This window comes from Plantibacter sp. ME-Dv--P-095 (assembly GCF_030209365.1).
In the GTDB taxonomy this organism is placed as follows: Bacteria; Actinomycetota; Actinomycetes; order Actinomycetales; family Microbacteriaceae; genus Plantibacter.
The window spans coordinates 134730-146266 of sequence record NZ_JARVSB010000003.1; the positions used below are offsets into that span (position 1 = coordinate 134730).

Below are 11537 nucleotides of genomic sequence, written 5' to 3' on the forward strand. Positions count from 1 at the left end.
TCGAGGGGCCGGGCGTTCGTCGGTGCTGGGGTCTCGCGCTCAGGCGTGCTGACCCTCGTGCTCCCCTTCACCGATCTCCTCGACCAGCTTCGCGTTGAAGGCCGGGAGGTCGTCGGGCGTCCGGCTCGACACCAGACCCTGGTCGACGACGACCTCCTCGTCCACCCACGAGGCTCCCGCGTTGCGCAGGTCCGTCTTGAGGCTCGCGTAGCTCGTCAGTTCACGGCCGCGGACGACATCGGCCTCGACGAGGATCCATGCACCGTGGCAGATCACCCCGACCGGCTTGCCCTGCTCGAAGAAGGCCTTCGCGAAGGCGATCGAGGCCTCGTCCAGGCGGAGGTCGTCGGCGTTGACGACACCACCCGGAAGCACGAGCGCGTGGTAGTCACCGGAGGACGCCTCGGCGACGGCCACGTCGACCGGCTGGACGTGCCCGTTCTTGCCGGTCACGTCCTGCGTCGCGGGGGAGACCAGTCGGGCCGTCGCGCCTGCAGCGGTGACCGCCTCCCACGGGCTGGTCAGTTCGCTGTCCTCGTAGCCGTCCGTCAGGAGGAAGGCCACCTGCTTGCCGTCGAGTTCTGCACTCATCGTCGCTCCAATCCATCAGCGTCAGGGGCGCCGTCCGGCGACCCGTCAGCGACGATACGCGTAGCCCTGGATCGACGGCCCGACCTTCCGCCGAGCGCGAACGGGCTTGCTCAGGCGTCGCAGGCGATGCCGTCCCCGTCACGGTCGAGGTCGTACACGTCGCTTCCGACGACGTACACCGGTCCCGGCGTGTAGGCCGGTCCGTTCCCACTGCCGCCGGCGCAGTCGACGTCGCTCGCGATCGGGACGCACTGCCCCTCGTAGTTCGGGTCGCAGCCGCCTCCGACCGGGTCGGCGACGGGTGCGGGAGCCACGGGCGCGGGTTGCCGGGTGCCGACCGAGGTCACCTGCGCCACCGGTTGGACCGACACGACCTGGGCGACGAGCTCCCGCGCGATCTCCGCGCCGGCCCGCGTCGTCACACGGTAGGTGTTCGTCTGCTGACCGTCGACCCCGACGGTGGTGACGATGACCTGACCGACGTCGAGGTTCGGGTCCTGCACCTCCGTCGCCGTGAACGGCACCGCGATGACCTCAGTGACCTCGGTCACGATGTCGGTCGGTGTCGGGGTCGCCACCGGGGTCCGCTTCGGAGCGGGGGTGGCCACGTCTTGAGCCGTCAGCAGGGCCGCAGGCAGGTCTGGCGCCGGAAGCGTCGCAGCACTCGCACCGCCACCGACCACGACGAGGCAGAGGGCTGCGGCGACCACGGCGAGCGCGGTACCCCGGTTCCGGATGCCGAGCCGGCTGGCGTGACCGCGGACGAGCGCGACCACGCCGACGACCGCCGCGGCGATGGCGACGAGCGCGAGCAGGGCGCCCCAGAACGCACCGCCGATCGCGCTGAGCAGCACCAGCGCGACGACGAGGCAGATCAGGAGGACGTGCAGGGGCCGGAGTCTGCTCGGACGGTTCTCGACGGGCGACCCGGTCGCAGCGGCGGTGGACGTCGCAGTCGCGGTGTCGGGCATCGTCGCCGGGAATCGCGCCCCACCCCAGGCGAAACCGGTCCACCACCGCTGACCGCCTGGTCGTTCAGGATCGGGATACCAGCCGGATGGAGTGCTCATGCCCTGATGGTGGGGCCTGGCGCCCATCCGCACAAGAACCCCGAGTGGGGCGGTGGGGGGTTTCGCCCACGGGTGTCGTGCTGCGCGGTTCAGACGCCGACGAAACGGACGGTCTGCTGGAGCCTGGTGCGGATGTCGAACAGCTGGTTGCCACCCATGCGCTCGATGCCCGGCAGGCCGGTACGGAGCAGGTCGGCGAGGCGCGATCGCTCCACGAGGACGGTGACGGGATGCTTCCGGCCGATGAACTCGACGGACTCCTCGACGGCGCCGTCGGGTACGACGATGACCGAGGCGGTGAACTTCACGCGGGCCGCCTTCGCGACCGTGCGCGCCGAGCGGACGATCGAACGCACGGGCTCCTCTCGGACGCCGAGCGTCTCGCCGACGACCTCACCACGATGCACGCTCACCGGCCCGCCCCAGTCCTCGGACTTCACCGCGAACAGCCCGGTCGGGCCGAGGACCACGTGATCGATCTTCGCCTCGCCGGGAGCCAGGACGTCGTGCCACACGGTGTACCCGATGCCGAGCGTCGCCACCGTGCGAGCCGTCTGCTCCTCCGCCAGTGCGTTGGCGAGCTGGTGTCGGATCTCGCGCGGGGCGGAGCGGACGAGCTTGGGGTCGTAGGGGTCTTCGAGTGGGACGCCACGGCCGACCCACTCCCTGATGAGCTCGAGATAGGCCTCCCGTGAGTCGCCGCCGGGGTGCCCGTAGGCCCGCGCTCGAGGACGGGAGTCCGCCCGCTGGGTGCCGGAGCGACCGGTGGTGGACGCGGACCAGGTGGGCTCGTCGTCCGCGTCGACGCCGCCGGACGGGACGTTCCGACCGCGGTCGTACGCGGCTCGATCCTCGACCGTGCCGACGCGCTCCCAGGCCAGTTGCACCGCGTTGAACTGCCGCGCGCTGCCGCCGAGGTCGGGATGCGTCTCGCGCATCAGCCGACGATACGCCCGACGGAGCTCGTCCTGCGACGCCGTCGTGCTCACACCGAGCACCTCGTACGGGCTGGCTGAGAGTGGGCTCTCCGGCATCGAGGGTGGTCGCTTTCGTCGGCGGGGTCGGTGTCTCCGACACGGGAGACTATCGCGGTCAGCTGGCAGAGCGCCGAAGTGCCGCTCGCCGACCGTGCCACCCGGGTGCCCTCCGCTCAGCGCCGGACACCGGCACCGGCGGCTCGGACGGTCTCGGCGACGGCATCGGCGATCGGCGTCGGTCGCACGCCGAAGGCGAGCTCGAACGCACTGGAGTCGAACCGGTACGGAGCCGTGTACTGGTAGCTCATCTCGCGCGTCTCGCGCGCACCGGCGTTGAAGAGGGACCCGATCCGCATCATGGCCGCACCCATGACCTTGATCGGGCGGTCATGCCCTCCGGCGAGACGGAGGTAGTCGCGTCCGGTCAGCGCCGGGCCGGTGGGCAGGTGCCAGAGGCGTCCGCGTGCGGCGGTATCCGTGCCGAGGATGGCCAGTCCACGACCGACATCGGGGGTGTAGGTGAGCGAGTGCGGCAGGTCGGCGTCGTACAGCCAGGTGCCCGGCCGTCCTGCGGCGATCGGGTCGATCCCGAAGCTGTTGAACACACTGGTCGATGCACCGGGGCCGAAGAAGTCGGCGCTCCGTCCCACCGTCGAGACCAGACCGTGTTCCGCCACCGCCGCTTCGAGCGCGGCCGCAGCACGAGCACGGACCCGGCCCTTCCGGCTGACGGGTGCCAGCGGAGTCCCCTCCGTCATCGGGCCATCCACCGCGCCGTACGCGTAGACGTTGTCGAGGGAGACGAGGTGCGTCCTGGTCGCCACGGCCGCCTCGATGACGTTCTCGACGATGCGGGGCCAGTGCTGCTCCCAGAGCGCGGCGGAGTAGGGCAGACCAGCGGTGAGGTAGGCGACCTCCGCTCCGTCGAGCGCGGTCCTCACCGCATCTCGATCGAGGAGGTCGGCGATGACCGAGGTGACGCCCGGCACCGTGGACGCCTGGCGACCGACCGAGCCGACGGATGCGCCGGTCGCGAGGAGCGCTTGAGCGGTCTCCCGTCCGATGACGCCGTTGCCGCCGAGGATGACGTGGGTGGTGCTCATGCTGGTCTCGATTCTGAGCGACGCGGTTCGTCGTCCCAGTTGGAGAGTAGCACTATCGGATAGTTTCACTATCCAGTTGGGGATCCGTTCCGCGAACGGTCACCGTTCAGACAGCGGGAAGCAGGATCCCGTCGTCGATGAGCGCACGCACGCGGGGGAGGAGTTCGTCGCCGAGCTCGACGGCGTCGACCTCGACGAGCTGCGCGATCGCGTCGATGATGGCGCCGAGGCCGAGTTCGCCGTCGCACGCACCGACGAGTCCGGCGAGGCCCGTGTCGACGCCGACGGACCTGGCCAGCCCGCCGCCCTGGCGCAAGTGCATCGCCGTCGGGTCCTCGTCGCCCGGCCAGTAGTGGCGTTCCTCGGTGACGTCGCCGGCGAGGACGACGCGCTCACGGAGCAGGGCCTGGTCGTCGAGCGCGACCTGCCAGTCGTGTGCGGCGAGGCAGACGGCGAGGTGGGCTCCGAGCCCCGCCGAGTTGGATCCGGCATGGCCGTGGAGGCGTTCGAACCGGCGCATCGGGGTGGAGGAGTCGGTCCGCCGCAGCAGGACGTACCCGAAGCCGACGCCCGTCACCGACCGTGCCGCGAAGTCGTCGAGCCAGGCTCCTGCCAGGCGCTCGAACTCGGCGGTGCCTGCCCTCGTGCCACCGTCCCGGATCCAGGTCTCGGCGTACTCCGCCGGATCCTGCACCTCCCGTTCGATCACCCAGGCGTCCACCGTCTCCCGGCTGTGCGCCACCCAGTCCGCGACGCGGTCGAGTCCGTCCGTCCGTCCGCGGTACTCCCAGTTGCCGAGGAACTGGGCCACCCCGTCCTCCGCCAGATGCCGGGCCGCCTCGACGAAGACCGACTCGACGAGGGCGTCACCGACGAGCCCGCCGTCGCGGTACTCGTAGTTCGGGACCCCCTCCATCCGTGGCGTGATGACGAACGGCGGGTTCGAGACGATGCGGTCGAACCGCTCGCCCGCCACCGGCTCGAACATGCTGCCGAGGCGGAACTCGATCGAGTCGATCCCGTTGAGCCGCGCGTTGAGCGCTGCGAGCTCGAGCGCCCGCTCCGAGATGTCCGTCGCGACCACGCGGTCGGCGATCCGCGAGAGGTGGAGTGCCTGGATCCCGCACCCCGTGCCGAGATCGAGGGCGGATCCGACCCGCTCCGGCAGGATGATGCCGCTGAGGGTCATCGACGCACCACCGACGCCGAGCACGTGCTCCTCGCCGAGTTCGTGGCCGAGGGCGAGCTCGCCGAGGTCGGAGGCGATCCACCAGGCCCCGCTGCCGTTCGCGTCCACCCAGGCGTACGGGCGGAGGTCGAGGGCGGGTCGGAGACCGCCGTCCTCGCCCCGGCTGAGGAGGCCGAGCTGCACCGCTCCCTCGGAACCGAGCGTCGGCAGCGCTCGGGAGACCGCGTCGACGTCCACCGGCAGCCCGAGGATGAACAGTCTCGCCAACGTCGCGACCGGCTCCACGCCCTCCGTACCCTCCCGGGCGTCGAGCGCTCGGATCGCCACGACGCGGTTCGATCGGTGCAGGGCCGCCTCGGCCATCTCACCCCAGAGGCCGCGCACCCGTTCCACGGTGTATCCGGCGGTCGTGAGGTCGGCACGGAGGAGGTCGATCGGTCGCTGGTCCACGCCCCCAGTGTGCCAGCTGCGGGGCGAGCGGTTCCGCGAAGCGGCCCCACCCACCCCGCAGGCCGATCAGCTGTCCGCCGCCATGATCGACTCCAGGTCCTCGTCCGCGTCCTGATCGGTGGCCGCGGCGGCCTGCTCGGCCTTGGCCGCCCGCTTCCGCTCCCGCTTCGCGAGACGTCGCTCGGTGCGCCGCTCCAGGAGCAGGTAGAGCACCGGCACGAGGATGAGCGTCAGCAACGTCGAGGAGACGAGACCGCCGATCACCACGATCGCGAGCGACTGCGAGATGAAGACGCCGCCGCCGGTGAGGCCGAGGGACATCGGCACCAGGGCGAAGATCGTCGCGCAGGCGGTCATGATGATCGGTCGCAGTCGCAGCCTCGCGCCGTGCAGCACGGCGTCGTCGATCCCGTCACCCCGCGCACGATACGAGTTCACCAGGTCGATCAGCACGATCGCGTTCGTGACGACGATCCCGATCAGCATGAGCAGGCCGATCATCGACGGGATGCCGAGCGGGGTGCCCGTGATGAGCAGCGCGGCGATCGCACCGGTGGCCGCGAACGGCACCGAGACGAGGAGGATGAGCGGTTGGAGCAGGCTCCGGAACGTCGCCACCATCACGATGAAGACGAGGACGATCGCGATGAGCATGGCGAGGCCGAGCTGCGCGAACGACTCCTCCTGATCCTGGGCGACACCGCCGACCGACGCCGTGACACCGCTCGGGAGGTCGAGGCCGTCCAGCCCCTGCCGCACCGCGAGCGTCGTCGCGCTGAGGTCGTCACCGGTCGGGGTCGCCGACACGGTCACGGTCCGCACGCCGTCGATGCGGGTGATCGCTGCGGGGGCCTGCTCCTCCACCACCTGCGCCACCGCGCTCACGGGGATCGGGACGGCGTTGACGTTGGCGAGGTCCTTCTGCGCCTGGGTGAGACGGTCGGCCTCGGCCTGCTGCTCGGCCGCCTCCGCCTCCGCGTCACGCATCGCGGTCAACTGCTCGTCGAGCGTCGTGATGGAACCCTGGAGCTGGGTGATGGCGTCACTGAGCCCCGCGAGCTGCGCGGCACGGGCCTCATAGGCCTGCCGGGCGGCCTCCTCCTCCGGGGTGGTGGGCGTGACCGGCGGGACCTCGACCGGAGCCGCCTGCAGGGCGCTCAACTGCGCTCGGAGCGCGTCGAGCTGCGACGCGGCCGTCGACCGCGCCTCCTGGAGCTCGGACCGTTGCGTCGCCGTCTGGGACGCGGCCTCGTCCTTCGCCCGCTGCGTGGCCTGATCCTGCTCGGCCGTGAGCGCATCGGTCGCGGCCTTCTGAGCTGCGGCCTGCTGCAACGCACTGACCGGGAGCGGGAGTGCCGCGATCTCCGCCGGCGTCGTCCCGACGCGCTGCGAGCGGACGATGATGTCCCGGGAAGCACCCTCGAGGATGACCGAACCCGTCGGCGTGCCGCGGAGTGCGGCGGCGATGGCCTGCCCGACCTGTTCCTGCGTGAAGCCGTAGCGAGCGGCGGCGGCGCGGTCCACGTTCACCTTCAACAGTCCCTGCTCGTCGGCGAGGTCGCTCGTCGCGTCCCGCAGACCGTCGGTCGTGCCGAGCATCTCCTGGACGGTCGAGGCGGCCGTCGCCAGGGCCACGGGGTCCTCGCCCTGGAGCGTCACCTCCATGCCACCGCCGCCACCGGCGAGTCCTGCACCGGCATCACCGACGGTGATCTCACCGACGTCGTCGAGCTTCGCCACGGCGTCGCGGATGGTGTCGGCCACGGCCTCCCGTGAACTCTCCTCGCCCACGGTCACACTGATCTGCGCGGTGTTGCTCGATCCGCTCCCACCGACGGTGGTCAGGTACCCGGACACCCCGGCGGTCTTCGCGAGGACGGCCTCGACGGTCGCCGCCGCATCGCTGGTCACGTCCAGACTCGTCCCCTCGGGGAGCTCCTGGGTGACGGTCACCGTGTTCTCGCCGCCGATGTCTCCGAGGTAGTCGGTCTTCAGGAACCCGGCCGAGACGATCGTCCCCGCGAACACGACGGCCGCGATCAGCAGGGTGACCACCGGCCGCTTGAGCGCGGTGGTGAGGACCGGGAGGTAGGCGCGCTGCAGTTTGGAGTACGCCTCCGATTCGTCCTCCTCGACGGTCGGAGCGGCGTCGGTGGCCGCTGCCGGCGAGGAGGAGCCGCGCATGAACCAGTAGGCGAGGACGGGGACGATCGTGAGCGACACCACGAGCGAGGCGATGAGCGCCACGGAGACGGTGACGGCGAACGGCCGGAACAGCTCACCCACGGTGCCTCCGACGAAGGCGACGGGCAGGAACACCGCGACCGTGGTGATGGTCGAGGCCGTCACCGCACCCGCCACCTCGCGGACCGCGTCGACGACGCTCGAGGCGGTCATGGAACGACCGCTGTGTCGACGCTTGATGTTCTCGATGACCACGATGGAGTCGTCGACCACCCGCCCGACCGCCACCGTCAGGGCGGCGAGGGTGAAGATGTTCAGCGAGTAGTCGCCGATCCACAACCCGATCATCGCGATGAGCAGCGAGAGGGGGATCGAGACGGCGGTGATGATCGTCGAGCGGATCGACAGCAGGAACACGAGGATCACGATGATCGCGAACAGGAGCCCGAGCCCGCCCTCGACGGAGAGGTCGTGGATCGATTGCTCCACCATCGGCGACTGGTCGAACACCACGGTGAACTTGGCGCCGGATCCCAGGTCCTGCTCGAGACCGGGGAGGGCGTCACGGATCGCGTGCGCGAGTTGGACGGCGTTCGCCGACGGGTCCTTGAGGATGGTGAGGGAGAGCGAGGGGAGGCCGTCCGCTCGGGCGATGGAGGTCTCCGCCGCGGGCACGAGCTCGACGTCGGCGACGGCGGAGAGGGCGAACGGCCCGTCCTCGTGCTGGATGGGGAGCGCTTGCAGCTCCTCGAGCGATCCGACCGCCGAGCCGACCTCGATCGACAGTTCCTTGCCGGCGTCGACGCTCGTCCCCGCCGCGGTCACCGCGCCGCTCGCCTGCACCGCAGCCACGACCTGCTCAGCCGTGACCTTCTTGGCGGTGAGGTCGGCCGGGCGCATCGTGATGACGAGCTGGGTGGCGTTCTGTCCGGCCAGGTCGACCTGGCGGACGCCGCTGATGCCGCGGAGGGCGGGGAGGACGGTGCTCTCGACCCTGCCCGCGAACTCCCCGGACTCGTCTTCGGAGGCGATGGCGAGCTGGAGGACCGGGATGTCGTCGCTGCCCCCGGCGAAGACCTCGGTGGTCGTGTCGCTCGGAAGGGTGCTCTTCAGACCCGCGAGCGCGCTCCGGATGTCCCCGACGATCTTCTCGTCGTCCTGCCCGAAGTCCCAGCTCACCTGCAGGGACGTCGAGCCGCCGACGGAGGTGGAGGTCACGCCGGTGACACCCTTGATGCCCTGCACGGCCTGCTCGACGGGCTCGGTCACCTCCCGCTCCACGGACGCGGGCGATGCGCCGGGGTAGGTGGCCGACACGTACGCACCGGGCTGTTGGACGGACGGCAGCAGCTCCTGCTTCAGGGAGCCGACGGCGAAGAGGCCGAACACGACGATGGCGGCGGTGATCAGGCCCACGATCAATCGGTTGGCGAGACTGAGCCTCGTGAGGAATGACATGGGACGGCTGGCCTCTCGGTCGCGGAGTGGGCGCGAGTCGCCCCACTCCACGCTAGGGAGCGTCGTCCGGCGGCACATCCACACGATGACGGACCTGCCGCGGCCCGTCCATCCGCCGATCGGACGACGCCGATGGTCCTGGGGTACCAGGTGCGTCCGTCGGTCCGAGGCCGCCTTGACGGCGAGGTCCACCGATACGAGGCGTACCCTTGATACCCGAGTGCGCGCCGCCGGTGCGCCGGAGTGAGGAGGGTACGTGGATCTGCAGGCGGTCGACCTCCCGAAACTGCGGCGTGATGCGCAACTCGAACGCGACGTCATCATCGAGCATCGTGCCCGAGACGGCGAGGACCCGTGGGACTTCCTGCCGTCGATGCCGACGGTCGACGAGCTCGTCGTCGCCGTGCTCCGGGACGACGCGCTGCACGCGCGAGGGCTCGCCGCCCAGCACGCCATGGCACGGCTCGCGGGGTACTCCTCGTTGGAGGACGCCCAGGATCACCGCGACAATGCGGACCACTTGGAGTACGAGGTGCTCCGGGAGATCGCGCGGGTGCATCCGGAACTGACCCGCGCGGTCTGGCGGATGTCGGGCAAGGTGGCTCGACCCCCGTGGGAGGGCGACGACGCGGAGTGACGCCGTCTGGCTCGACGACACCCGTCGGGCAGTTGTATTCCAGAATGCGAATACGACACATGGTGGGTGACAACCGCTGATCGTGGGCGCATACTCACAATATGCAGCTAGCTGATCGTTTCCGCGCATGACGGAATCCAACCTGTCCGAGACGCCCGGACGAAGCACCGCCGACCGCCGGAAATGGTTCGGACTCGTCGCCATCAGCGTCGCCGTCGCGCTCATCATCGTCGACTCCACCATCGTCAACGTCGCGATCCCGTCGATCGTGGACGACCTCGGCATCTCGTCGACACAGGTCCAGTGGGTCCAGGAGTCCTACACCCTCGTCTTCGCCGCGCTCCTCATCGTCTTCGGGACCCTCGCCGACCGGGTGGGTCGCCGGAGGATGCTCCTCCTCGGGGTCGTCGTCTTCGTCGCCGCCTCGGTGTTCGCAGCACTCGCAGCGACCGGCGAGCTCCTGATCCTCGCGCGGGTCGTCCAGGGCGTCGGCGGGGCGATGATCCTCCCCACCACCCTGTCGATCATCAACGCGACGTTCCGGGGGCGCGACCGGGCGATCGCCTTCGCCGTCTGGGGGTCGACGATCGGCGGCATGGTCGCGGTCGGGCCGCTCCTGGGCGGCTGGCTGACGACCGACTTCTCGTGGCGCTGGGCGTTCGGCATCAACGTGCCGCTCGGTGTCGTCATCGTGATCGGCCTGCTCCTGTTCGTCTCCGAGTCGCGCGACGTGGCGACCGGAGGCATCGACGGTGTCGGCGCTGCGCTGTCGATCGTCACCAGCTCGTCCCTCGTGTTCGGACTGATCGAAGGTCGGAGCCTCGGCTGGTGGACGACCGAGGCACCACTGGTCGTCGGCGACTGGACGTGGCCGTTCACGCTCTCCCCGGTGCCCATCGCGCTCCTGGTGACCGTCATCGGTGCGATCGCGTTCGTGCTGTGGGGCCGCCGGCGCATGCGGCAGGGGCGGAGCACCATCATCGCCTTCTCCCTCTTCTCCCTGCCGTCGTTCCGCAACGGCAACATCGCTGCCCTCATCGTCTCCCTGGGCGAGTTCGGCATCATCCTGTCGCTCCCGATCTGGCTGCAGAACGTCCTCGGATACAGCGCGCTGCAGACGGGCGTGGTCCTCCTCGCCCTGGCGATCGGATCGTTCGTCGCCAGCGGCTTCGCCGGTGCCTTCGGGAACCGCGTCGCGCCGGTGACGATCGTGCGGGTGGGCATCCTCGCGGAGGTCGCCGGTGTCATCGGTATCGGGTTCGCGGTCGGAACCGACACCCCGTGGTTCGCGATCGCCGTGTCCCTCTTCGTCTACGGGTTCGGTGTCGGGCTCGCGACCGCACAGCTGACCGGCGTCGTCCTGAAGGACGTCCCGATCGAGCAGAGCGGGCAGGGCTCGGGGACGCAGAGCACGGCGCGGCAGATCGGATCGGCCCTCGGCATCGCCGTCCTCGGCACCGTGCTGTTCGTCAGCACTGCTTCCGTGCTCGACGCACGACTCGACGACGCCGGGATCCCGGTGGCACAGCGCGACGCCCTGGTCTCGAGCGTGGTCGACAGCGCCGGGGCGTCCATCGCCGGACTCGCCGCAGACCCCTCGACGGCCGCGGTCGCCGAGGACGCCAAGGTCGCGCTCTCGGACGGCACGCGATACGCGGCCTTCGCTGCCGCGGCGTTCCTCGTCGTCGGCTTCCTCGCGACCCTCTCGCTCGGTCACGGCCGGCGGGAGGACGAGGGTGTGCCGGACGATGGCGACGCCGATCGCATCGCGTCAGACGGGTCCTAGCCCGACGCTCGGTGGCGCTCCCGGCGGAAGCCGTGACCTCCCGGTGCACCAGCACCCAGGTTCGTTTGGGGCGCCACCGTAGAATCGTGAGC

General features: G+C 70.4%; 8 protein-coding genes. 2 read left to right on the plus strand and 6 right to left on the minus strand.

Translation table 11 applies throughout. The features are described 5' to 3' along the window. Nucleotides 1-39: 39 nt before the first annotated feature. The 6 genes from QRN26_RS03185 to QRN26_RS03210 form a co-directional block, all read right to left on the minus strand. Nucleotides 40-591, minus strand: coding sequence for a type 1 glutamine amidotransferase domain-containing protein (locus QRN26_RS03185; RefSeq protein ID WP_056780537.1), 552 nt, complete (start codon nt 589-591; stop codon nt 40-42). A gap of 110 nt (nt 592-701) precedes the next feature. Beyond that, on the minus strand, nt 702-1661 hold the full coding sequence (locus QRN26_RS03190) for a G5 domain-containing protein (RefSeq protein ID WP_285035224.1): 960 nt from the start codon (nt 1659-1661) through the stop codon (nt 702-704). Nucleotides 1662-1750: 89 nt separating this feature from the next. Continuing rightward, nucleotides 1751-2695, minus strand: coding sequence for a DnaJ domain-containing protein (locus QRN26_RS03195; protein ID WP_285035225.1), 945 nt, complete (start codon nt 2693-2695; stop codon nt 1751-1753). Nucleotides 2696-2811: 116 nt separating this feature from the next. Beyond that, on the minus strand, nt 2812-3741 hold the full coding sequence (locus QRN26_RS03200) for an NAD-dependent epimerase/dehydratase family protein (RefSeq protein WP_285035227.1): 930 nt from the start codon (nt 3739-3741) through the stop codon (nt 2812-2814). A 106-nt stretch (nt 3742-3847) separates the two neighbouring features. Next, nucleotides 3848-5380, minus strand: coding sequence for a DUF7059 domain-containing protein (locus QRN26_RS03205; RefSeq protein WP_285035229.1), 1533 nt, complete (start codon nt 5378-5380; stop codon nt 3848-3850). 66 nt (nt 5381-5446) lie between these two features. Then, complete coding sequence (locus tag QRN26_RS03210; protein ID WP_285035230.1) at nt 5447-9022, minus strand: efflux RND transporter permease subunit; 3576 nt, start codon at nt 9020-9022, stop codon at nt 5447-5449. 256 nt (nt 9023-9278) lie between these two features. On the opposite strand from QRN26_RS03210, the gene QRN26_RS03215 reads away from it, so the two are divergent. Both QRN26_RS03215 and QRN26_RS03220 read left to right on the plus strand, forming a co-directional pair. After that, on the plus strand, nt 9279-9659 hold the full coding sequence (locus QRN26_RS03215; RefSeq protein WP_285035232.1) for a hypothetical protein: 381 nt from the start codon (nt 9279-9281) through the stop codon (nt 9657-9659). A 127-nt stretch (nt 9660-9786) separates the two neighbouring features. Further along, nucleotides 9787-11445, plus strand: coding sequence for a DHA2 family efflux MFS transporter permease subunit (locus tag QRN26_RS03220; protein WP_285035234.1), 1659 nt, complete (start codon nt 9787-9789; stop codon nt 11443-11445). Nucleotides 11446-11537: the final 92 nt, after the last annotated feature.